Source organism: Ramlibacter rhizophilus, assembly GCF_004681965.1.
Classification (GTDB): Bacteria; Pseudomonadota; Gammaproteobacteria; order Burkholderiales; family Burkholderiaceae_C; genus Ramlibacter; species Ramlibacter rhizophilus.
This window is the reverse complement of the sequence record NZ_SMLL01000005.1, coordinates 67738-89428: the sequence shown is the minus strand read 5'-3', so window position 1 is coordinate 89428 and position 21691 is coordinate 67738. Positions and strand designations below refer to the sequence as shown.

21 protein-coding genes and 1 tRNA gene are annotated in these 21691 nt (G+C 71.5%); 16 read left to right on the top strand and 6 right to left on the bottom strand.

Annotation, left to right across the window (positions count from 1 at the left end; translation table 11 throughout):
- The first annotated feature begins 21 nt into the window (after positions 1-21).
- The 6 genes from EZ242_RS13305 to EZ242_RS13280 all read left to right on the top strand — a co-directional run bounded on the left by EZ242_RS13305 (position 22) and on the right by EZ242_RS13280 (position 5557).
- A complete protein-coding gene (locus EZ242_RS13305; RefSeq protein WP_135285665.1) occupies positions 22-960 on the top strand; it encodes a DMT family transporter in 939 nt (312 codons plus the stop codon).
- 4 nt (positions 961-964) lie between these two features.
- Complete coding sequence (locus EZ242_RS13300) at positions 965-1855, top strand: alpha/beta fold hydrolase (protein WP_135285664.1); 891 nt, start codon at positions 965-967, stop codon at positions 1853-1855.
- Entirely contained in the window at positions 1852-2937 is a 1086-nt protein-coding gene (locus EZ242_RS13295; RefSeq protein WP_135285663.1) for a tartrate dehydrogenase, read from the top strand. The genes EZ242_RS13300 and EZ242_RS13295 overlap by 4 nt, the downstream gene beginning before the upstream one ends.
- A gap of 195 nt (positions 2938-3132) precedes the next feature.
- Complete coding sequence (locus EZ242_RS13290; protein WP_167784762.1) at positions 3133-3462, top strand: HU family DNA-binding protein; 330 nt, start codon at positions 3133-3135, stop codon at positions 3460-3462.
- A 15-nt stretch (positions 3463-3477) separates the two neighbouring features.
- Positions 3478-3553 (top strand) — tRNA-Val (locus tag EZ242_RS13285).
- Between the two features lie 75 nt (positions 3554-3628).
- Positions 3629-5557, top strand: coding sequence for a SurA N-terminal domain-containing protein (locus EZ242_RS13280; protein WP_135285661.1), 1929 nt, complete (start codon positions 3629-3631; stop codon positions 5555-5557).
- A gap of 218 nt (positions 5558-5775) precedes the next feature.
- On the opposite strand, the gene EZ242_RS13275 is transcribed toward EZ242_RS13280, so the two are convergent.
- From EZ242_RS13275 to EZ242_RS13260, 4 genes are read right to left on the bottom strand one after another with little or no spacing between them, the layout of a single operon-like run.
- On the bottom strand, positions 5776-6531 hold the full coding sequence (locus tag EZ242_RS13275) for a GntR family transcriptional regulator (RefSeq protein WP_135285660.1): 756 nt from the start codon (positions 6529-6531) through the stop codon (positions 5776-5778).
- Positions 6515-7705 carry an amidase gene (locus tag EZ242_RS13270; RefSeq protein WP_135285659.1) on the bottom strand — a complete coding sequence of 397 codons (1191 nt, stop codon included), beginning with the start codon at positions 7703-7705 and terminating at the stop codon, positions 6515-6517. The genes EZ242_RS13275 and EZ242_RS13270 overlap by 17 nt, the downstream gene beginning before the upstream one ends.
- Before the next feature lie 21 nt (positions 7706-7726).
- The gene (locus EZ242_RS13265; RefSeq protein ID WP_135285658.1) at positions 7727-8662 is read right to left on the bottom strand and encodes a polysaccharide deacetylase family protein; all 936 of its coding nucleotides are present in this window, start codon (positions 8660-8662) and stop codon (positions 7727-7729) included.
- On the bottom strand, positions 8659-9087 hold the full coding sequence (locus EZ242_RS13260; protein ID WP_135285657.1) for a nuclear transport factor 2-like protein: 429 nt from the start codon (positions 9085-9087) through the stop codon (positions 8659-8661). Before EZ242_RS13260 ends, EZ242_RS13265 begins: the two co-directional genes overlap by 4 nt.
- A gap of 216 nt (positions 9088-9303) precedes the next feature.
- On the opposite strand from EZ242_RS13260, the gene EZ242_RS13255 reads away from it, so the two are divergent.
- The 4 genes from EZ242_RS13255 (at position 9304) to EZ242_RS13240 (ending at position 14304) form a co-directional block, all read left to right on the top strand.
- Complete coding sequence (locus EZ242_RS13255) at positions 9304-10497, top strand: ABC transporter substrate-binding protein (protein ID WP_135285656.1); 1194 nt, start codon at positions 9304-9306, stop codon at positions 10495-10497.
- Between the two features lie 17 nt (positions 10498-10514).
- Positions 10515-11393, top strand: coding sequence for a branched-chain amino acid ABC transporter permease (locus EZ242_RS13250; RefSeq protein ID WP_135285655.1), 879 nt, complete (start codon positions 10515-10517; stop codon positions 11391-11393).
- A 5-nt stretch (positions 11394-11398) separates the two neighbouring features.
- Positions 11399-13960, top strand: a complete 2562-nt coding sequence (locus tag EZ242_RS13245) for a branched-chain amino acid ABC transporter ATP-binding protein/permease (protein WP_135285964.1) — start codon at positions 11399-11401, stop codon at positions 13958-13960.
- A gap of 95 nt (positions 13961-14055) precedes the next feature.
- On the top strand, positions 14056-14304 hold the full coding sequence (locus tag EZ242_RS13240) for a hypothetical protein (protein ID WP_135285654.1): 249 nt from the start codon (positions 14056-14058) through the stop codon (positions 14302-14304).
- A 121-nt stretch (positions 14305-14425) separates the two neighbouring features.
- Here the strand turns inward: EZ242_RS13240 and EZ242_RS13235 are convergent, their stop codons facing one another.
- Complete coding sequence (locus EZ242_RS13235) at positions 14426-15163, bottom strand: response regulator (protein ID WP_135285653.1); 738 nt, start codon at positions 15161-15163, stop codon at positions 14426-14428.
- Between the two features lie 208 nt (positions 15164-15371).
- Between EZ242_RS13235 and EZ242_RS13230 the strand changes: the two genes are divergently transcribed.
- The 4 genes from EZ242_RS13230 to EZ242_RS13215 all read left to right on the top strand — a co-directional run bounded on the left by EZ242_RS13230 (position 15372) and on the right by EZ242_RS13215 (position 18788).
- Positions 15372-16349 carry a hypothetical protein gene (locus EZ242_RS13230; RefSeq protein WP_135285652.1) on the top strand — a complete coding sequence of 326 codons (978 nt, stop codon included), beginning with the start codon at positions 15372-15374 and terminating at the stop codon, positions 16347-16349.
- 28 nt (positions 16350-16377) lie between these two features.
- Positions 16378-16638, top strand: coding sequence for a hypothetical protein (locus EZ242_RS13225; protein WP_135285651.1), 261 nt, complete (start codon positions 16378-16380; stop codon positions 16636-16638).
- Complete coding sequence (locus tag EZ242_RS13220; RefSeq protein ID WP_167784761.1) at positions 16635-17819, top strand: MFS transporter; 1185 nt, start codon at positions 16635-16637, stop codon at positions 17817-17819. The genes EZ242_RS13225 and EZ242_RS13220 overlap by 4 nt, the downstream gene beginning before the upstream one ends.
- Before the next feature lie 165 nt (positions 17820-17984).
- Positions 17985-18788: an alpha/beta fold hydrolase gene (locus EZ242_RS13215; RefSeq protein WP_135285649.1), complete on the top strand. Its 804-nt coding sequence runs from the start codon at positions 17985-17987 to the stop codon at positions 18786-18788.
- A gap of 24 nt (positions 18789-18812) precedes the next feature.
- Here the strand turns inward: EZ242_RS13215 and EZ242_RS13210 are convergent, their stop codons facing one another.
- Positions 18813-19757: a LysR family transcriptional regulator gene (locus tag EZ242_RS13210; RefSeq protein ID WP_240787081.1), complete on the bottom strand. Its 945-nt coding sequence runs from the start codon at positions 19755-19757 to the stop codon at positions 18813-18815.
- A 327-nt stretch (positions 19758-20084) separates the two neighbouring features.
- On the opposite strand from EZ242_RS13210, the gene EZ242_RS13205 reads away from it, so the two are divergent.
- Both EZ242_RS13205 and EZ242_RS13200 read left to right on the top strand, forming a co-directional pair.
- The gene (locus tag EZ242_RS13205) at positions 20085-20432 is read left to right on the top strand and encodes a DUF4148 domain-containing protein (RefSeq protein WP_135285647.1); all 348 of its coding nucleotides are present in this window, start codon (positions 20085-20087) and stop codon (positions 20430-20432) included.
- Between the two features lie 141 nt (positions 20433-20573).
- Positions 20574-21602 (top strand): TRAP transporter substrate-binding protein, encoded by a 1029-nt coding sequence (locus tag EZ242_RS13200; protein WP_240787080.1) that lies wholly within the window; start codon positions 20574-20576, stop codon positions 21600-21602.
- Positions 21603-21691: the final 89 nt, after the last annotated feature.

Genomic DNA, 21691 nt, shown 5'->3' with positions numbered 1-21691 from the left:
CGCTGCGAACGAATCCTGAGCATGTCCAGCGTCTCACCGCAGGCCGACCGCAACGAGCTGCTCCTGCGCAGCATGCCGGCCGTGTTCGTGCTGATCTGGGCGACGGGCTTCGTGGTCGCGCGCTTCGGCATGCCGCACGCGCCGCCCATGAAGTTCCTGGCCGTGCGCTACATCCTCTCGGTGGCGTGCTTCCTCGTCTGGGCCGGGCTGGCGCGCGCCTCCTGGCCCGTGGGGCGCAGGCAGTGGCTGCACCTCTCGGTCACCGGCGTGCTGATGCACGCCGGCTACCTCGGCGGGGTGTGGGCTGCCGTGAAGACCGGCATGGGAGCGGGCCTCGCGGCCCTGCTCGTGGGATTGCAGCCGGTGCTCACGGCGCTGTGGATCTCCTGGGGTGGCGGACGCATCTCAAGCCGGCAGTGGACCGGCCTGGCCCTCGGCCTGGGCGGGCTGGTGCTGGTGGTCTGGCAGAAGCTGGGCCTGGGCGAGGTGCATGCGCTCAACCTGCTCTTCGCCACCGTCGCGCTCCTGAGCATCACGGCCGGCACGCTCTACCAGAAGCGCTTCGTCCAGGCGTGCGACGTGCGCACCGCCAACGGCGTGCAGCTGGCCGCGGCCTTCGTGGTCACCTTGCCGCTGGCCCTGCTGGAGACCGAGTCGATGCGCTGGTTCCTGCCCGGCGGCGGGCTGAACCCGGAGCTGGCCGGCGCCATGGGCTGGTCGGTGCTGGCGCTCACCCTGGGCGGCAGCTCGCTGCTGTACCTGCTGATCCAGCGCGGCGTGGCCACCTCGGTCACCAGCCTCATGTACCTCGTGCCGCCCACCACCGCCCTCATGGCCTGGGTGCTGTTCGACGAACCGATCACCGCCCTGACCATCGCGGGCGTGGCGCTCACCGCCACGGGCGTGAGCCTGGTCGTGCGCACGCCGGCCACCGACAGCCTGCGCAAGGGGAGTGCCTGAGCCCATGCTGCTCGCGGACTTCACACCCATCGAGTTCGAGCGCGACGGCGTGCGGCTGCATGGCCGCCGCGCGGGCGAAGGCCCACCGCTGCTGCTGCTGCACGGGCATCCGCAGACCCTGGCCATGTGGCACCGCGTCGCGCCGGTGCTGGCACGCTCCCATGGCGTCGTGCTCATGGACCTGCGCGGCTATGGCGACTCGGGCCGCCCCCCGGCGGGCGAGGACAGCCGGGCCTACAGCAAGCGCGAGATGGCGCTCGATGCGCTGGCCTTCATGCAGTCGCAGGGTTTCACCCGTTTCGGCGTGCTCGCGCATGACCGCGGCGCGCGCGTGGCCCACCGGCTCGCCGCCGACCATCCCGACGCCGTTCAGGCGCTCATGCTGCTGGACATCGCCCCCACGCTCGCGATGTACGAAGGCAGCAACGAGCCCTTCGCCCGCGCCTACTGGCACTGGTTCTTCCTGATCCAGCCGCCGCCCTTGCCGGAGGCCCTGATCGACAGCGACCCGGTGCGCTACCTGCGCAGCGTCATGGGCAGCCGCCATGCGGGCCTGGGCGTGTTCGAGCCCTCGGCGCTGGCCGAGTACGAGCGCTGCATCGCCATCCCGGGCAGCGCGGCCGCCATCTGCGCCGACTACCGCGCCAGTGCCGGCATCGACCTGGCGCACGACCGCGCGGATGTCGCCGCCGGGCGGCGTCTTGCGCAGCCGCTTCGGGTGCTCTGGGGCGAGCATGGCACGGTGGGCCGCTGCTTCGACGTGCTGGCGCTCTGGCGCGAGCGTGCGCTGCACGTCAGCGGCGCCAGCCTGCCCTGCGGCCACTACCTGGCCGAAGAGGCCCCCCAGCAGGTGGCCACCGAGGCCCTGCAGTTTTTCCAGGAGACCATGCAATGAGCAGGAAGCGCATCGCCGTCATCGCCGGCGACGGCATCGGCAAGGAAGTCATGCCCGAGGGCATCCGGGTCATGGAGGCGGCGGCGACGCGCTTCGGCATCGACCTGCAGTTCGACCACTTCGACTTTTCCAGCTGGGACTACTACGAGAAGCACGGCCGCATGCTGCCGGACGACTGGAAGGAGCGCATCGGCGGCCACGATGCCATCTACTTCGGCGCGGTGGGCTGGCCCGAGAAGATCCCGGACCACGTGTCGCTATGGGGGTCGCTGCTCATGTTCCGGCGCGAGTTCGACCAGTACGTGAACCTGCGCCCGGCGCGGCTCATGCCCGGCATCGTCGCGCCCGTGGTGCGCCGCGACGGCAGCCCGCGCCAGCCGGGCGAGATCGACATGTACATCGTGCGCGAGAACACCGAGGGCGAATACTCCAGCATCGGCGGGCGCATGTATCCGGGCACCGAGCGCGAGATCGTCATGCAGGAGACGGTGATGTCGCGCGTGGGCGTGGACCGCGTGCTCAGGTTCGCCTTCGAGCTGGCGCGCTCGCGCCCGAAGAAGCACCTGACCAGCGCCACCAAGTCCAACGGCATCGCCATCACCATGCCCTACTGGGACGAGCGTGTGGCCGAGATGGCCAAGGCCTACCCCGACGTGGCGCTGGACAAGTTCCACATCGACATCCTCACCGCGCACTTCGTGCAGCGGCCGGACTTCTTCGACGTGGTGGTGGCCAGCAACCTCTTCGGCGACATCCTGTCCGACCTCGGGCCGGCCTGCACCGGCACCATCGGCATCGCGCCCAGCGCCAACCTCGACCCCGAGCGGCGCTTTCCCTCGCTCTTCGAGCCGGTGCACGGCTCGGCGCCCGACATCGCGGGGCAGGGCATCGCCAATCCGATCGGGCAGATCTGGTGCGGCGCGATGATGCTGGAGTTCCTCGGCCACAAGGACGCTCACGACGCCGTGCTGGCGGCCATCGAGAAGGTGCTCGATCCGGCGAGCGGCGCACCGCGCACCCGCGACATCGGCGGTACCGCGAGCACCGCCGACCTGGGTCGTGCCATCGCGCAGGCGCTCTGAAGCAAGACCGCGGCGCGCAGCGCTCGTAACGCCGCGCGCCGCGGCGCGCAAGAGGGACAGCCATTATCGTTCTCGCGGTTGTAACGCCACACGCCGTATTGACACCTCCAGGGGCGGTGGCTTTAATCACTCGGCAGTTGGGGTGGCTCAGCTGCAAGACACATCGAGGCTCCCCGTGCTGCCGCTGCGCCTGGCGTGCGCAGCGCGGGAGAGTCCCCAAGCCAATCTCCAAACACCTGCCCGAGGGACTCCGTGAACAAGACCGAACTGATCGACCACATCGCCAAGCATTCCGACATCTCCAAGGCTGCCGCCACGCGCGCGCTGGAGTCCATGATCGGTGCCGTGAAGACCACGCTGCGCAGGGGCGGCTCGGTTTCGCTGGTCGGATTCGGCACCTTTGCCGTCGGAAAGCGGGCCGCGCGCAGCGGCCGCAATCCCCGCACCGGCGACACCATTAAAATCAAGGCCGCCAAGGTACCCAAGTTCCGACCCGGCAAGGCGCTCAAGGACGCCCTGAACTAGTCGGAACTTACGGTGGGGTGCTTAGCTCAGTTGGTAGAGCGGCGCCCTTACAAGGCGTAGGTCGGCGGTTCGAGCCCGTCAGCACCCACCACCCCTGCAAAGGCGAACGGCAGTTCGCCTTTCGTCTTTTCCGGATAGCGAGGCGCTTGTCGCCGAAAGAGTCGCCATGTTTGATTTCGTCCGCAGGAACACGCGCTTCCTGCTGTTTGTCCTGTTCCTGCTGGTCATTCCCTCCTTCGTCCTGTTCGGGGTGGAGGGCTACATGAACATGGGTGACCGCGGGCAGGTGGTCGCCCGGGTGGACGGGCAGGACATCCGCCAGAGCGCATGGGACGCGGCCCACCGCCTCGAGGCCGACCGCCTGCGCCAGGCCATGCCCAGCATCGACCCCAAGCTGCTCGATTCGCCCGAGGCACGCTACGGCACGCTCGAGCGCATGGTGCGCGAGCGCGTGATCCGCGCCGCCGCGCAGGACGACCGCCTCGTCACGCCCGACGCGCGCCTGGCCGCGCAACTGCAGCGCGACCCCACCATCGCCTCGCTGCGTGGGCCCGATGGCCGCATCGACGCCGCCCGCTACCGCCAGCTCGCCGCCGCCCAGGGCCTCACGCCCGAGGGCCTGGAGGCGCAGTTCCGCGCCGACCTGTCCAACCGCCAGGTGCTCGCCGGCCTCATGGGCACGAGCTTCGTCACCCCGGCCCAGGCCGAGGTCGCGCTGGACGCCTACCTGCAGCGCCGCGAGGTGCAGGCCAAGACCTTGCGTCCCGCCGAGTTCGCCGCCCGCGTCAACCCCACGGACGAAGAGATCCAGGCCTTCTACCAGCAGAACCAGGCGCTGTTCCAGGCGCCCGAGCAGGTCAAGCTGGAGTACCTCGTGCTCGACCTGGACACGGTCATGAAGGGCATCACCGTCAACGAGTCCGACCTCAAGACCTACTACGAGCAGAACATCGCCCGCCAGACCGCACTGGAGGAGCGCCGCGCCAGCCACATCCTGGTCAAGGCGCCCGCGGGCGCGCCGCCCGCCGACCGCGAGGCCGCGCGCAAGAAGGCGCAGGAGCTGCTGGCCCAGGTGCGCCAGTCGCCCGAGCGCTTTGCCGAGCTCGCGCGCCAGCACTCGCAGGACCCGGGGTCCGCAGCCCGCGGCGGCGACCTCGACTTCTTCACCCGCGGCGCCATGACCAAGCCTTTCGAGGAGGCGGCCTTCAAGCTGAAGAAGGGCGAGATCAGCGACGTGGTCGAGACCGACTTCGGCTTCCACATCATCCGCCTGACGGACCTGCGCGCGCCCAAGCAGCAGACCTTCGAGGAAGTGCGCCCGCAACTGGAAACCGAACTGCGCCGCCAGCAGGCCCAGCGCAAGTTCGCGGAGACGGCGGACTCGTTCAGCAATGCGGTCTATGAAGCCGCCGACGGCCTGGCTGGCGTGGCCGAGAAGTTCAAGCTGCCCCTGCGCACGGCCGAGGGCGTCACGCGCGAGCCGGGTAACGGCGCGAGCGGCGTGCTGGCCAACCCCAAGCTGATGACGGCGGTGTTCTCGCCCGAGAGCCTGGAGAAGAAGCGCAACACCGATGCCGTCGAGGTTGGCCCGAGCCAGCTCGTGTCGGCCCGCGTGCTGGCGCACGAGCCTGCCCGCACGCTGCCGCTGGCCGAAGTCAAGGACCGCGTGCGCGAGCAGCTCAAGACCCGCCGCGGCATCGAGCTGGCGCAGAAGGCCGGCGCCGAGCAGCTCGAAGCGCTCAAGGCCAATCCGCAGAGCGTGCAGCTGCCCGCGCCCGTCGTCATTTCGCGCGAGAACCCGCGCGACTTGGCGCCCGAGGTGGTCGAGGCCGCCATGCGGGTCGATCCAAGCAAGCTCCCCGGTGCCACCGGCGTGGACCTGGGGGCGCAGGGCTATGCGCTGGTGCGGGTCCTCAAGACCCTGCCGCGCGAGGCCCCGCCGGCCGAGCGCGCCGCCCAGGAGCGCGAGCAGGTCGCGCAGTGGCTGGCCAGCGCCGAGGGCCGTGCCTACTACGAGCTGCTCAAGGAGCGCTTCAAGGTGAAGATCGAGGTGCCGCGCCCGGTGCCGGGCGCGACGGCGGACGCGAACCGCTGAGAAGGTGTGAAGGAATCGTAGCAGTAGATTCATTCACACCGTCTGAGAAGCTGTGAACGAATCCGCCACGCCCGCCTCGGCCTCCAGAAAGCGCCCCCTCGGCGTTGCAAATGCTCGCCATAGCCCGAGCTATGGCTGCGCTTCGCGCCTTGATGGGGCACTTTCCGGCGGCCGCTTCGGACGCGCCGAATTCATTCACAGCTTCTGAGCCCGACGCCTCAGGCCTGGCCCAGGCCCAGCAGGTACGCCAGGTCGCGCTTGGGCGTGGGCCGGTCCAGCAGCAGGTGGTGCTCCAGTGCGAGCAGGTGCTGCTCCATCAGCTGCACCGCCGCGTCGGCGTCGCCGCGTGCAATGCAGTCCACGATGCGCTCGTGCTCCTCGTGCTCGCAGGCGGCATTGCCCGGCGGCTGGTGGGTCGCCACCAGCAGCGAGCAGCGCGACACCGTCTCCGTGAGGTAGCGCCGCAGAATCGGATTGCCGGAGAGTTCGGCCAGCCTCAGGTGATAGGCACTGGCCAGCCGCGCCCAGGCGGGCTGGTCGTGCCGGTGCATCTGTGCATGCTCCTGTCGCAACTGCTCGCGCAGGCCCTGCAGGTCGGCCGGCGTGGCGCGTTCGGCCACCAGCCGCACGATGGCCGCCTCCAGCGCCCGCCGCGCCTCGAAGATCTGCTGCGTTTCCGCGCGCGTGGGCACCGCCACGATGGCGCCGCGGTGCGGGCGCAGCTGCACGATGTGGTCGTGCGCCAGCCGCTGCAGCACCTTGCGCACGACCGCGCGGCTCACGCCGAACAGCTCGCACAGGCGCGCCTCGGGCAGCTTGGTGCCGGGCGCGAGGCGCTGGCTCATCACGCCTTCGAAGACGCTGGCGTAGATGCGGGCCTCGATGTCGGCCGGCGTGCCCTCGCCGGCCGGGCGTGCGGGAGCGGAAGGAAGCTCGGCTTCTTCAGGGTCCAGGGACTCAGGCGATGCGCGCATGCAGCCTCCTTGCCAGGCGGATCAAGGCCAGGTCGCTGCCGGCGGCGCCGAGCAGGGAAATGCCGAGTGGCCGCGGCGCGTCCGAGCGCAGGGGCAGGCTCACCTGCGGCAAGCCCGCCAGGCCGGCGATGCAGGTGATCGCCATGGTGCGCAGGCGCACCGCGTCGACGCTCGCCGGGTCGGCATCGCGCCGGGGCGCGAGGCTCGCAGCCGAGGGCAGCACGGCCACGCCGTCCGGCCCGAGGCGGGCGCGCACCGCGGCACGGATGGCGCCGGCCTGCTCGCGTGCACGGGCGGCGTCTTGGGCGGTGACGGCACTCGCGGCGCGCCAGCGCGCGGCGATCGGCGCACCGAAGTGCGGCTGCTGGGCCTGGATCCAGGCCCCGTGCACCTGCCAGCCTTCGAAAGCGCCGGCGGTCGCATACACCTGGCGCCAGTCCGCCAGCGCCGCCTCGCCGCCCCAGGTGGCTTCCTCCACGGACGCCGACAGGTCGTGGGCCAGGGCATCGCGGGCCCGCTGCAGCGGCACCTGGAAGACTTCGTCCGCCAACGTCCAGGCGTCCCGTGGCACGAGGACTCGGCGGGGCGCCCAGTCCGCTTCGGGCAGCAGCACCGCGCCGACCCGTTCGAAGATGCCGGCCTCGTGGGCCAGCCAGGTGGCCGTGTCGAAGCTCGGGTGCAGCGGCACCAGGCCTTCGCGCGGCACCAGCCCGTGCGTGGTGCGCAGTCCCCACAGGCCCGCATAGCTCGCGGGCACGCGGGTCGAGCCGCCGGTATCGGTGCCCAGCGCGAAGTCCACCAGGCGCGCGGCCACCGCCGCCGAGGAGCCGCTGGACGAGCCGCCCGGCACGCAGTCGGGCGCCGCGCTGTTGACCGGAGTGCCGTAGTGCGCGTTGTCCCCGTGCAGGCTGTAGGCCAGCTCGTCGGTCAGCACCTTGCCGGCCAGCGTGGCACCGGCGTCCAGCAGCTGCTGCACCACGCCGGCATGGCGGGTGGGGATCGCATGCGTGGCCAGCCAGGTGGGGTTGCCGGCGCCCGTCGGATGGCCTGCGACGTCGAAGACGTCCTTGACCGCGAAGCGCAGGCCGTCCAGGGCGCCGCGCCGCGTGGGAGGCAGCATGAAGCGGCCGTGCGGCACCCAGGCGCCGACGCGGTCGTCGATGTCGAAATTCATGGGCGGGTTCCCTGTCGTCGATCAGCGGAATGCGTCCGGATCGGCTTCGGCGAGCCCGGACACGTGGGCGCAGATCGCGCCCGGGGTGGTGAACCACAGCTCGCCGCGCTCGCGGGCCGCGCACAGGTGCTCCAGCGCACGCCGCAGGTGGCGCAGGCGGTAGGGCTGCCCGACGAGGTAGGGATGCAGCGCGATGCCCATCACCAGCGGCTGGCTCTGCGCCTGGAGCTGCATCTCGTCGAACTGGTCGACGATCATCCGCGCGAAGTCCCTGCCGTCCATCTGGCGCGCGACGATCATGGGGATGTCGTTGAGCTCCTGCGGGTAGGGCACGGCCCACAGCGCCTGGCCGCTGCGGGTGCGCATCGTCATGGGCTGGTCGTCGTGGCACCAGTTGAGGGTGTAGCGATAGCCGGTCTCCGCCAGCAGGTCGGGCGTGTGGCGGCTCTCCGAGATCCAGGGCGAGAGCCAGCCTTGCGGCGCGGCGCCGCTTTCGCGCGCGATCCGCTCGCGGCAGGCGAGCAGCAGTTCGCGCTCCGCGTGCTCGGCCAGGTGCCCCTGCCGCTCGGCGTTGGTATGGCCGTGGCCCACGATCTCGTCGCCACGCGCGGCGAAGGCGGCCACCAGTTCGGGGCAGTGGTCGTACAGCGCCGTGTTGACCAGCGTGGCCGTCGGCAGGCCCAGCGAGTCGAACAGCTCCAGGCAGCGCCAGGCGCCCACGCGGTTGCCGTATTCGCGCCAGCTGTGATTGAGCACGTCGGGCTGCGGCGACGCCGGGCCGATGCCCGCGCCCAGGCCCTCGCCGAAGGCGAAGTGCTCCAGGTTGAAGCCGATGTAGACGGCCAGGCGCGCGCCGTTGGGCCACCGGTAGGGCTTGCGGCCCGTGATGGGACGGTAGTCGAAGCGGCCGTGGTCGGGCAGCAGGCCGGTGTAGGTGGGGAGGGCGCCGTCGCTCATGCGGCAAGCAGGCCGTGGCGCACCAGCAGCCATTCGGCGCTGTCGTTCCAGACGTCCATGTGCGTGATGAGGCCGTGGCGGACCACGTAGCGGTCCACGTAGCGGTTGCCCTCGAAGTCGGTGCCGTCCGGCCACTGCCCGTACAGGGTGCCCAGGCTGTAGACCACGGTCTCCTCGCCGGTGCCGCCGGCCACGGTCTCGGTGCGTTCCACGCGCTTTTTCACCCAGCGGTAGCGCCCGGCATTGAAGGCGGTGCATTCGGCCGGGTCGCGCATCGCGCGGCCGCCGGTGAAGCGGATGCGCAGGTCGGGCGCGATGAAGCGGCGCGCGGCCGCGGGGTCCGGGATCATCAGGAGGCGCAGGTACTCGTCGACGATCTGCGCGGGAGAGAGGGCCGCATCGGCCTGGGGCAGGGTGTCTGGCATGGATGCACGTTTTCGAGGATCGATGCACCGCAACGGGTTTCGCGGCCGCACCGGCGAGGGTGCTCGCAAGACACATGCCATCTTGTCGACAAGTTGATCTCCAGAGTGAAGACGTTCGAACTGCGCGCCTGCGAACGGATTGGCACGCGACTTGCGAACGGCTGGCGCACCGGCGCTGTCGCCGTCCATCAGCCCCCTTCCTTCAGGAGTTCTCCCATGCGCTCGTTCCGCTTCGATCCTTCCCGTCGCGCCCTGGTCGCCGCGCTCGCGTTGGCCGGTCTCGCCGCGACCGGCGGCGCCCACGCGGCCGATCCGATCAAGTTCGGCCTGGTCACGGCCCTGTCGGGCCAGTCGGCACTGGCCGGCGAGGCCATCACGCGCGGCATGCAGATCGCCATCGACGAGATCAACGCCAAGGGTGGCGTGCTGGGCCGGCCCATCGAGCTGGTGCGGCGCGACGACGAGGCCAACCCGGCCAAGGGTGTCACCGCTGCGCGCGAGCTGATCTACCGCGAGAAGGTGGCGGTGGTCTTCGGCGGCCTGGACACGCCGGTCTCCATGGCCATCGTGCCGCTGGTCAACCAGGAGAAGGTGCCCTTCGTCGGCCCCTGGGCGGCCGGCACCGGCATCACCAAGAACGGCGCCAATCCCAACTTCGCCTTCCGCGTGTCGGCGGTGGACGAGATCGTGGACGTGGGCATGCTCGCCTACGCGCAGAAGAACTTCAAGACCGCCAAGCCCGGCCTCATCCTGGTGAACAACCCCTGGGGCGAGAGCAACGAGAAGGGCCTGCGCGCGGCCATGGCGGCCAAGGGCGTCACGCCGGCCGGCGTGGAGAAATTCGAGGCGAACGACGTGGACATGGTCCCGCAGCTCACGCGCCTGAAGGCCGCCGGCGCCGACACGCTGTTCATGGTCGGCAACGTCGGTCCCTCGGCGCAGGTCGTCAAGTCCCTGGAGCGCATGGGCTGGAAGGTGCCGGTGGTCTCGCACTGGGGACCTGCGGGGGGCCGCTTCACCGAGCTGGCCGGTCCCGGCGGCAAGGACGTGCACTTCGTGCAGACCTACAGCTTCTTCGGCAAGCAGTCCCCGGTGGGCGAGCGGGTGATCAAGGCCATGGTGGCCAAGTACCCCAACGTGAAGGGACCGGCCGACATCACCCCCGCCGTGGGCGTGGCCAACGCCTACGACGCCACGCACCTGGCGGCACTGGCCATCCAGGCCGCCGGCTCCACGCAGGGCGACGCGGTGCGGCAAGGCTTCTACAAGATCGGCCGCTTCGAAGGCCTGATCAAGACCTACGACAAGCCCTTCACGCCCACCGTGCACGACGCCGTGACGGCCGACGACTACGTCTGGGCGCAGTTCATCGACAACCGCATCGTGCCGGTCGGCATGGGCACGAACTGAGCGCAGGCGGCGGCACGATGCTGGTTCTCTCCGCACTCGTCAGCGGCCTGGGGCTGGGCAGCATGTACGGGCTCATGGCGCTCGGCTTCTACGTCACCTACGCGGTCTCGGGCACCGTGAACTTCGCGCAGGGCAGCTCCATGATGCTCGGCGCGGTGCTCACCTTCGCCTTCGCCCAGACGCTGGGCTGGCCCATGCTGGCCGCGGTGCCGCTCGCCCTGGCCCTGTGCGCCGCCTATGGCCTGCTGGTGGAGCGGCTGGCCGTGCGGCCCTTCGTGAACCGCGGCTCGGAGGCCTGGCTCATGGCCACCGTGGCCCTGGGCATCGTGCTGGACAACGTGGTGTTGTTCACCTACGGCAAGGAGCCGCGCAGCCTGCCTTCGCCGCTCGCGCAGACGCCGCTGTCGGTCGGGGAGGTCGGCCTCGGGGTGTACCCGCTGCAGTTGATCATTCCGCTGGTGGGCCTGCTGCTGGCCGCGGTCCTGCATGCGCTGTCGAAGCGCACGCGCTGGGGCACGGCGCTGCTGGCCGTGGTGCAGAACCGCGCCGCGGCGCGGCTCATGGGCATCCCCATCCGGCGCGCGGTCGCGGCGGCCTTCGCGCTGTCGGCGCTCTTCGCCGGCATCGCGGGCGTGCTCATCGCGCCGCTGTTCAACGTCGCCTCCGACATGGGCACGCTGTTCGGCCTGAAGGCGTTCGCCGTCGCCATCCTGGGGGGCATCACCAGTGCCTGGGGCGTGATGATCGCAGGGCTTCTGTTCGGCCTGGTGGAGGCGCTGGTGACGTCCACGCTGGGCTCGGGCTATACGCAGATCCTCAGCTTCGCGCTGGTGATCGCGGCGCTCGCGTGGCGGCCCAATGGCCTCTTCGGGCGCGCGGAGGTGCGCAAGGTATGAAAGCGATGCCGTTCGCGCCGCGCGGGCGCGGCCTCCTTCCCTCCGGTGTCCTGCCGGGCGCGGCGCTGGTCGCGCTGCTCGGCCTGGCCGCGGGCCTGGCCCTCACGCTCAACGGCTACTGGGTGTTCGTGCTGGCGAACGTCGCCCTGCTGGCGGTCGTGGGCGCGGGTCTCAACATGCTGCTCGGCCTCACCGGGCAGGTCTCCTTCGGGCACGTGGGCTTCTATGCCATCGGCGCCTACACCGTGGCCATCCTCACCACCCGCGCCGGCCTGGACTTCTGGCTGGCCTGGCCGCTCGCGGCCGTGCTGGGCGGGCTGTCCGGCGCCCTGGTGGCATTGCCCGCCCTGCGCGTGAAGGGACCGTACCTGGCCATGGTCACCATCGCCTTCGGCTTCATCGTCGAGCACGGCATCGTGGAGGCCAGCGGCCTGACCGGCGGGCAGAACGGCATCATGGGCCTGCAGGCGCCCTCGCTGGGCGCGCTGGCCCAGGGGGAACGGGCCGTGGCCCTGCTGGCCATCGCGGCCGCGGGCGTGGCGCTGGCGCTCTACGCCCGGCTGTCGCGCGGCACCTGGGGCGCGGCGATGCGCGCCGTGCGCGACTCCGAGACGGCCGCCGAATCGCTGGGCCTGAACCCGCTGGTGATCAAGACCGCCGCCTTCGCGGTGTCGGCCGCGGTCGCCGCCGCCGCGGGCGCCCTGTTCGCGCCGCTGTCGGGGTTCGTCACGCCGCACACCTTCGGCTTCGTGCAGTCCATCCTGTTCGTGCTGGTGGTGATGATCGGCGGTGTCGGCTCGGTGGCGGGGCCGCTGGTGGGCGCGGTGATCGTCGGCCTGCTGCCGGAGCTGCTGGCGGGCCTGGAGGAGTACCGGCTGCTGTTCTTCGGTGCCCTGCTGCTGGTGGTGCTGTGGGTCGCGCCCGAAGGTGCGGCGGGCCTGGCCGCGCGCCTGCGCGAGCGCCTGTCGGCGCGCCGGGGCGGCGCGGGTGCCGCGCGCCACGCCGCCGCCGCGCGCACGCCTGCCACGCCGCGCCTCGCACACCGCGCCCGCAGCGCCCTCGCGGCGCAGGGCCTGAGCATGCACTTCGGCGGCGTGCGCGCCGTGTCCGACCTGCACTTCACGGCACCGGCCGGCGCCGTCACCAGCCTCATCGGGCCCAACGGTGCCGGCAAGTCCACGGCGCTGAACATGCTTGGCGGCTTCTACCGGCCCAGTGCCGGCAGCTTTTCGCTGGGCGGCGCACCGCTCACCGGCCTTGCGGCGCGGGAGATCGCGCGGCGCGGCGTCGCCCGCACCTACCAGACCTCGCAGCTTTTCGGCTCGCTGAGCGTCCTGGACAACGTGGTGCTGGCCATGCACCGCGGCCGGCTGGGGCCGCTGCTGGGCCAGGCGCGGCGGCACGATCCGGCCCTGCGCGGGCGGGCCGCCGAGCTGCTGTCCTGGTGCGGGTACCACGGCGCCACGGACGTGCCGGCGGCGGACCTGCCGCACGTGGACCGGCGGCTGGTCGAGATCGCGCGCGCCCTGGCGCTGGACCCGGAAGCGCTGCTGCTGGACGAGCCCGCCGCCGGCCTGTCGCGCGAGGACAAGCGCGCCTTGCAGCAGTTGCTGCGACGGATCGCCGATGCGGGCGTCAGCGTGCTGCTGGTGGAGCACGACATGGCCCTGGTGATGGGCCTGAGCGACCAGGTGGTCGTGCTCGACGCCGGCCAGCGCCTGGCCACCGGGACACCGGCGCAGGTCCAGGCCGACCCGGCCGTGCAGCAGGCCTACCTGGGCGAGTCGCTCGCCGCGCCGGAGGGGGCGCGCACGCGGGCGGCAGGTGCCAGGCCCGAGCTGCTGGGCGTGGGCGCGCTGGTGGCGGGTTACGGCGCCGAGCCGGTGCTGCACGGGATCGACCTGCAGGTCGGGCAGGGCGAGGTGGTGGCCCTCCTGGGCGCCAACGGCGCGGGCAAGTCGACCTTGATGAAGGCGCTTGCCGGCCTGCACCGGCCCGTGCAGGGCGGCATCCACCTGGACGGTCGGGAACTGCGCCACCTGGACGCCGAGCAGGTGGTGCGCCAGGGCGTGGTGCTCGTGCCCGAGGGGCGGCAGGTGTTTCCGGAGCTGAGCGTGCTGGACAACATCCGCCTGGGCGCCTTCCTGCAGCCGCAGGACCGCGAGGCGCGGATCGAGGCGCAACTGCGGCGCTTTCCGCGCCTGCGAGAACGCCTGCACCAGCGCGCCGGCCTGCTCTCGGGCGGCGAGCAGCAGATGCTGGCGATCGCCCGCGCGCTCATGTCCAGGCCACGCATCCTGCTGCTCGACGAGCCCTCCCTGGGCCTGGCGCCCAAGGTGATCGCCGAGCTGTTCGCCGCGCTGGACGGACTGCGCCGCGAAGGCATGACCCTGTTGCTGGTGGACCAGATGGCCGGCCTGGCGCTGGCCCTGGCCGACCGGGCCTACGTCATGGAAGGCGGCCGCATCGTCGCCCAGGGCAGCGCGGCGGAGATCGCCGCCGACGGCAGCCTCGCGCAGGCCTACCTGGGCGAGGGCGCCGAAGCCCCGGAGCGCGTGGCGGCATGACGTCCGGCGTTCGGAATGCGAAACGCCCGCCCCGATGCGGCGCTGGAGTGCTCATAATCTGGTGCACTGCAGCATTTGATCGGGTTGGGCGAGACGTGGACGCATCCGGCGGCGAACGCCGCTATTTCACCGTCCGGGACGCGGCGGGCAAGGACATGCCCGCGGTCGAGTACTGGGCGGGCTATTTCGAGCATGAGCAGGTGGCGCACCAGGTGGTGCCCCTGCGCCGGTTCGTGAAGCTGCTGTGGTCGGGCGAGCCGTTGCTGGAGCAGGGTGAGGGGCGCTTCGTCGGCCGGGTGAGCGGACGGGTGTTCATGGCGTCCGCGCCGGGCAGGCCGGCGTGACGGAGTTGCTCCTTCCACCTCTGGGGGAAGGTTGGGATGGGGGCCGCGCGGGAAGCAGCGCAGTCGGCGCGCGCAGCCCCCACCCCCACCCTCCCCCAGCGGGGGAGGGGGTCTCCTGGCCTCAGCCCGCCTCCGGCACGTACATGTAGCCCGCATTGCGCACCGTGCGGATCACGCGCGGCTCGCCGGCCGGATCGGGCTCCACCTTGCGGCGCAGGCGGCCGATGCGGATGTCGATGGAGCGGTCGAAGGGCTCCCATTCGCGGTTGCGCGTGTGCTGCAGGAGCTGGTCGCGCGAGAGCACCCGGTTGGGGTGGGCGAGAAAGGTGCGCAGCAGCTCGAACTCCATGGCCGTGAGCGTGACCTCCTGGCCGTCCGCCTCGAAGAGGCGCCGCGCCTGCAGGTCCACTTCGCAGCGGCCGAAGCGCTGGCGCGCCGAAGTGGCCGGGGGCCGGGCCGCCGCGCCCTCGCGCTCGTCGGCGGGCCGACCCTGCAGGCGCCGGAGCACGCTCTTGATGCGCGCGAGCAGCTCGCGTGGATCGAAGGGCTTGGCGATGTAGTCGTCCGCGCCCAGCTCCAGCCCCACGACGCGGTCCACCACGTCGCCCGAGGCCGTGACCATGATGATCCCGAGGTCGTAGCGCTCGCGCAGGTAGCGCGCCAGCACCAGGCCGTCCTCGCCCGGCAGGCGGATGTCCAGCAGCACGGCGTCGGGCAGGTCGCGCTCGATGCATTCGCGCATCTGGGCGCCGCTGGACGCTTCCGCGACGCCGTAGCCGTGCCCCTGCAGGTACTCGCGCAGCATGCCGCGCACCGACGGGTCGTCGTCCACCACGAGCAGGCGCGCGCTGGTAGCCATGGCCTGAAATTGTGCCGCGCGCGTGCGCCGGTGACGAGCGGCGATACATCTCGGATACCTGCGGCCGCGCTGGTGGTGGGGCTGCATACGAAGCGGCGACACGTTCGCCGGACCCGGACATGGCCGGGTTACCTGGGCGCAGGACAGTGAGTTCCAGCGCACCGCACCGGTGCGCGGTCTTCCCAACCTTCGCAACCAGGAGCCTGCCATGACCTCTACCGTCCATGCCCTGCCGTCCCAGCGCTATGCCCGCTGCATCGAAATCTCCAAGCGCGTGCGCTGGGAGATCGAGCGTGACGTGATCCGCGGCCGCCGCTTCGACTACGGCAAGACCTTCCTGCCCGCCAGCCTGTCGCTGGTCGGTGAGCTCGAGTTCCTCACCGCGCCCGACCGTCGCTTCCTGAGCCAGGTCCAGGGGCGCACCTATGCCTATGTGTTCGGCCTGGTCGAGCGCTTCATCAGCGCCAAGGTGCTGGACATCAGCCGTGAGCACTGGTTCGGCGACCAGCACGCGCTGGAGGCGCTGGTGCGCATGGGCGACGAGGAGATCAAGCACCAGGAGCTGTTCCGCCGCCTGGAATCACAGATGAGCGCAGACATGCCGTCCGGCTACGAGCAGACCGCCGACCCGAACGCGGTGGCCCGCGCCGTGCTGGGCAAGAGCACCTGGGCGGTGCTGGCGCTCACGCTGCACATCGAGCTGTTCGTGCAGGCGCACTACCGCAGCAGCATCGAGCCGCAGGCCGGCCTGTCGGACCTGTGGAAGGACGTGTTCCTCTTCCACTGGAAGGAGGAGGCGCAGCACGCGGTCCTGGACGAACTGGAGCTGGTGCGCGAGGACGCGCGCCTGTCCGCGCCGGAACGCGACGCGGCGGTCGGCGAGTTCATCGAGCTGGTGGGCGCGGTCGACGGCGTGCTGCAGGCGCAGGCGGCTGCGGATGCCCGCTACTTCCTGGCCCATGCAATGCAGGCCTACGACGCCGCGCAGGCCGAGCGCATTGCAGCCGGCGTGCTCAAGGCCTACCGCTGGCAGTACATCGTCTCCGGCGCGATGGAGCCACGCTTTCGCAAGCTGCTCTTCGGCCTGCTCACCCCGGAGCAGGCGCAGCGCGTGGGCGACGCGCTCGCGCCGCTGGCCTATGCCGTGCCGAGCCGCCCGGACGTGGACCTGCCGCTGGCGGCCTGACCGCCTGCCTTCGCCGCTGGAGATCGCCATGCAAGCCACCCGAACCCTCTTCGTCATCCAGGCCTGGACCCTCGCCGCCGGGCGGCTCGCCTCGCTGCACGAGGCCCTTGCGCTGCGCCGGCGCCGCGCCGCCGCTCGCCGCGAGTTCCAGGCGCTCGGGGCCGACACCCTGCGCGACCTGGCGCTCGGTCCCGCCGAGTTCGACTCATGCTGGGCCGAATCGCACGGCGAGGCGGCGCCCACGCGCCGGCGCATCGCGGACCCGATCCGCGTGGAGCGGTGGCCATGAACGCGGCGGCCTGGCGCATCACCCTGTCCGCGGCGCTGCTGATGGCCCTGGTCACCGGCAGCCGCGCCGCCGGCGCCCTGTACCTGTCGCCCCTGAACAGTGCGACGGGTGTCGGCCTGGCCGGCCTGAGCCTGGGCCTGGCGATCGGCCAGCTGGGCGTCGGCCTGCTGCAACCCGTGATCGGCGCGCTCGCCGACCGTCTCGGCGCCAGCCGCATCGTCGCGTGCGGCGCGGTGCTGCTCGCGCTCTTCACCGTCGCCCCGGCCGCGTGGCCACAGGCGGCACCGGTCCTGCTGGCGCTGGTGCTCGCGACGCTCGCGGGAAGTGCCGTCGCGAGCAACGCCCTGCTGCTCGGGCCCGTCAACCGCACCGTGCCCGCCGCACGGGCGGGGCAGGCCGTGGCCATCGTGGGCGCGGGCGCTTCGGCGGGCCAGCTGCTGCTCGGCCCGGCGACCCAGTGGGCCATCGAGGACTGGGGCTGGCGCAGCGCGCTCGTGGCATCCGGCGTGGTCCTCGTGTTCGCGTTGCCGCTGTCCCGCGCCTTGCGCGGCGCCCCGTGCGCGCCCGTGCGCCGCGAGGGCGGCGCCGGCACGGCGGGCCGCGCGTCGCTGCGCCGCACGGCGCTGCGAGATTCGCGCTTCTGGCGCGTGGCGGCGAGCTTCGGCCTCTGCGGCTTCCACATCGCCTTCCTGACCGCGCACATGCCCGGCGTGATCGAGCGCTGTGGGCTGCCGGTCAGCCTGGCCGGGCGCTGGATGGCCGTGTCCGGCGCGGCCAACGTCGTGGGCAGCCTGGCGGTCGGCGCGCTCCTGCGCCGCAGCGACCCGGCCCGCCTGCTGGCCGCGGTGTACGTGCTGCGCGCCCTGGGCATCGGCACGCTGCTGGTTGTGCCGGCAACCCCCACGCTGATGCTCGGCTTCGCGCTGGCGATGGGCGCCACGCACATGGCCACATTGCCGCCGACCAGCCAGCTGGTCGCACGCGACCACGGCGTGCAGCAGCTCGGCGCGCTCTTCGGCGTCGTCATGCTGGTCCACCAGCTCGGGAGTTTCGGCGGCGTCTGGCTGGGAGGCTGGGCGGCCGCGGCCACCGGTGGCGACGCCCTGCTGTGGCGCGTGGACCTGGGCCTGGCCCTCCTCGCCGCCGCGCTCGCGTGGTCCCTGCGGCCGCTCGGGCGGTGAACCCGCGCGCCCCGAGGCAGCTGCGTTGCAGCCGGATACGGGCGCGATACACGGCGGCCAGCCCGGTTGCATGGGCACCACCAAGCGCATCGCGACGCACGCATCCCCGATACCCCCGCGCGCGATGCTGGCGCCATCGTCCTTTCTTCATGCCAGGAGCGCACCATGTCCCAGACTCTCCACGCCCACCACCGCCAAGCCACCCAGGAGGAGCCGCGCATCCTGGCCCTGCATTGCAGCGGCAGCAGCGGCCGCCAGTGGGCCAGCTACGCCGCCCGCTGGGTTGGCCGGTTCGACGCGCCGGACCTGCTCGGCTATGGCGCGCAGCCCTGGCCGACCGGCCGGTCCCTCACGCTCGACGAAGAAGCCGAGCACGTCGCAGGGTGGATCGGCGCGGAGCCGGTGCACCTGGTGGGCCATTCCTACGGGGGCGCCGTGGCGCTGCAACTGGCCTTGCGCCACCCCGGGCGCATCGCGGCGCTGACGCTGTTCGAGCCCGTGCGATTCCACCTGCTGCGCAGCGACGCGGACAGCACGGCCTGGGACGAGATCGTCCGCCTGGCCCGCCGCGTGTGCACCCTGGCGCGTGCCGGCTTCGCCGCCGCCGCTGCGGCGCGCTTTGCGGACTACTGGTCCGGCGCCGGCACGTGGAAGGCGATGAGCGCTTCGAGGCAGCTCGCGCTCGCGCAGCGCATGCCCAAGATCGCCGCGGAGTTCCAGGCCATCTTCAGCGACACGGCGCCGCTGTCGGCCTACGGGGCGCTGCGCATGCCGGTGCGGCTCGTCGTGGGGACCGCATCGCCGCTGCCCGCGCGCCGCGTCGCGCACAGGCTGCAGGGCCTGCTGCCGCACGCACGGCACATCGACCTCGCGGGCATCGGGCACATGGGGCCGCTCACGCACGCGGACGCCTTCGCCGCCCTGCTGCCGCAGCGCAACGCGCCGGCGCCCTTGGCGCTGGCGGCGTGAGCGTCTGCCGCTGCTGGGTCGGTGTCAGTGTGCGGCCGGGCGCACGTCGGGCAAGCGGGGGCCGTCCCACTGGGTGCCGAGGCAGTCGACGAACCGGCCCGAATGCGCCACCAGGTAATCGACGAAGGCGCGCGTGCGCAGGGGAATGAACTTGCGGCTGGCGAGCACCGCCATCAGCGTGAGGTGTCCCGCGATCCAGCCGTCCAGCACCCGGCGCAGCCGTCCGGCCAGCGCCAGCGGCGCGATCAGGTGCACCGGCTGACAGCTGATGCCGGCGCCGGCCAGCGTGGCGCGCAGCAGCGAGTCCAGGTCGTTGGAGACGATGGCGGCCGCAGCGACCAGGCGAACGCGCTCGTGCGGCGCCTCTGGGCGATACAGCTCCAAGGGCCCGGGCCGGCGGGCGCCTCGGCGCAGTCGCAGCAAGCGGTGCTGCGCCAGTGCCTGCGGCTCGCCCGGCTCCCCGAAGCGGTCGAGGTAGGCCGGTGCGGCGCAGAGCACGTACTCGCTGTGGACCAGTGCGTGGCAGATGAAGTCCGGGTCCATGTGGCAGTCGTCGCCCACCAGGGCCAGGTCGTACTCGTGTACCGGGGGATCGGACGATTCGACCACGTCGATGTCGATGGCCACGCCGGGATGCAGGGCGAGGAAGCCCGCGGCCGCCGCCGCGAGCATGTGCGACGCAGCCACCGAAGGCGCGAGCACGCGCAGCTCGCCACCGATGCGGTGCGACTCGTCGCGCACCTGGATCTCCGCGTCGCCGAGCTCGCTCAGGATGGACTGCAGGCGGGCCAGGTAGACCTCGCCCGCGCGCGTGAGCGACAGGTGCCTCGTGGTGCGCTGCAGGAGTCGCACGCCCAGGTGCGCCTCCAGGTCGCTCACCAGGCGTGTGACCGCCGTGGGCGCCAGGTCGAGCTTGCGCGCTGCCGCCGAGAAGCCGCCTTCCTCGACCACTTGCTGGAACACCCTCATCGATTGCAGCCGGTCCATCTTCTTGATCGCGTGAGTTCCGGGGCGCGAATTCTGCGCCGCAGCACGAAGGCGCCAAGCACAGCGGCGCGATTTGAAGCGGGGACTGCCAACTGTGCACGCCCGACAGGAACCTCGGCAGGTCGAGCTCGAGCAGGCGGCGCGATTCTTGCCGGATTGGCAATGGGCCATGGCCCGCGCGGTCATGGGTGCAGCGCCATGTGCTGTCTACAGTGGCCCGCTTGCGCACGTGCAGCAGCTCTCCTGCCTGCACCGCGCAGCGGACGGCCGGCCCGAAGCCGGTCCGCAGACTCACTCCTGGAGGTTCTCATGAACACGAAGCACCTTGCGATCGCAGCCGCCGTGGCGGCCTGCACGGCGGCCTGGGCCGAAGGCCCGATCGTCGCGGACGCCGGCTTGGCGCCCTCGTTGAGCCGGGCGGAGGTCATGGCGGACTATGCGCAGTTCAAGAAGGCAGGTGGCAACCCCTGGTCCGCCTCCTACGACTACCGGCGCACCTTCAAGTCCGATCTCAGCCGCGCCGATGTTCGCCGCGACTGGCGCAGCGCCCGCGACGAAGCACACGCCCTCGCAGCGGAGGACAGTGGCTCGGACTACCTCGCCCGCAGCTATCGTGGTCCGATGCAGTTCACCCGCATGGGAGCTCCTGCGCAGTAGAGGTCCTGCAGAGGGAGAGCCGGGCTGCGCCGCTGCGTTCGCATGGCGCACACCAGCGGCGCTTCTGGGAAAACACCGTCTCCGTGCGCCGGCCGAGCGGCCCACAATGGCCGGCTCGACCAACATTCCATGGAGACGACATTGACCAAGAAGCCCGTGCGACACGCCCTGAACATGCTGGCCCTGGCCGCACTTGCCGCCAGCGGCATGGCGGCTGCGCAGGACAAGCCGGTGGAACTGCGCTTCGCCCACTGGCTGCCGCCCACCCATTCCCTGGCCAAGACCGGGTTCGAGCCCTGGGCCAAGTCGGTGGAAGCCGCTTCCAAGGGTTCGATCAAGGTGGCCATGTTCCCGGCGCAGCAGCTGGGCAAGGCGGCCGACCACTACGACATGGCCCGTGACGGCATTGCCGACCTCACCTGGATCAACCCCGGCTACCAGGCCGGGCGCTTCCCCGTCATCGCCGCCGGCGAACTGCCTTTCCTGATCGGCAAGCCCGGCCCCGGCTCGGCCGCGCTGGACGCCTGGTACCGCAACCATGCGGCCAAGGAAATGCCGGATGTGAAGTACTGCTTCGCGCACCTGCACGTGGGCACCATCCACGGCAAGAAGCCGATCACCGAGCCCGCGCAGATCAAGGGCATGAAGATCCGCTCGGCCAACGGCACGGTGGCCGCCTTCGTCTCGCAACTGGGCGGCACCAACGTGCAGGTCTCGGCCCCGGAGGCGCGAGATGCGCTGGAAAAGGGCGTGGCCGACGCCATCACCTTCCCCTGGGACTCCATCATCGGCTTCGGCATCGACAAGGCCGTCACGCACCACAGCGACATGCGCATGTACGCCTCGGACTTCGTCTGGGCCATGAACAAGAACTGGTACGACAAGCTCTCGGCGAACCAGAAGAAGGTCATCGACGACCACTGCAGCAACGAGTGGGCCGGCAAGGTCGGCGCCGCCTGGGGCGATTCGGAAGACGCCGGCCAGGCCAAGCTCGCCAAGATGCCGGGCCACACCATCGTGCCGGTCTCGGCGGCGCAGGTGGACCAGTGGAAGAAGGCGGCCGAGCCCATCTACGCCCAGTGGATGCAGGCGGTGCAGCAGAAGGGCGTGGACGGCAAGAAGGCGCTGGCGGACCTGCGCCAGGAGCTGGAGAAACGCAAGGCGAACTGACGTTCGCGGGCGCAAGGCGAACTGAGGTTCGCGGGCGCAAGGCGAACTGAGGTTCGGGCTCACTCCCTCCCCCCTTGGGGGAGGGCAGG